The organism is Citrobacter sp. Cpo109, assembly GCF_030332565.1.
GTDB classification, from domain to species: Bacteria; Pseudomonadota; Gammaproteobacteria; order Enterobacterales; family Enterobacteriaceae; genus Citrobacter; species Citrobacter portucalensis.
The window spans coordinates 1-245 of record NZ_JAOWHQ010000014.1 but is presented as its reverse complement, the minus strand read 5'-3'; the positions used below and the strand labels follow the sequence as shown (position 1 = coordinate 245).

The following is a 245-nucleotide window of genomic DNA, read 5'->3' as shown; positions in this document are numbered from 1 at the left end:
GTCGCGACCTTATCAATATGTACGCTGTTTTCTGCGAAGTTATCGAGATGTACATCGTGGCTGCTGGTGGCAATCGCCAGGTTGCCCGCCGCATCGTGAGAGGTGACGCTGACATGGACCGTCGCGTCTTTCAGCACATGGTCGACGTTGTCAGAGAACGCGCTCGAATCCACCTCGATACGATAACCGAGGGTATTTTTCCCGGTATCAATCACCTGGCCGTGATACTGGTGGCCGTTAATCTC

1 protein-coding gene is annotated in these 245 nt (G+C 53.9%); it reads right to left on the bottom strand.

The genetic code is table 11. The features are described from left to right. Positions 1 to 245, bottom strand: a 245-nt coding sequence (locus OGY71_RS00270; RefSeq protein WP_286612612.1) for a hypothetical protein, incomplete at both ends; no start/stop codon positions are given.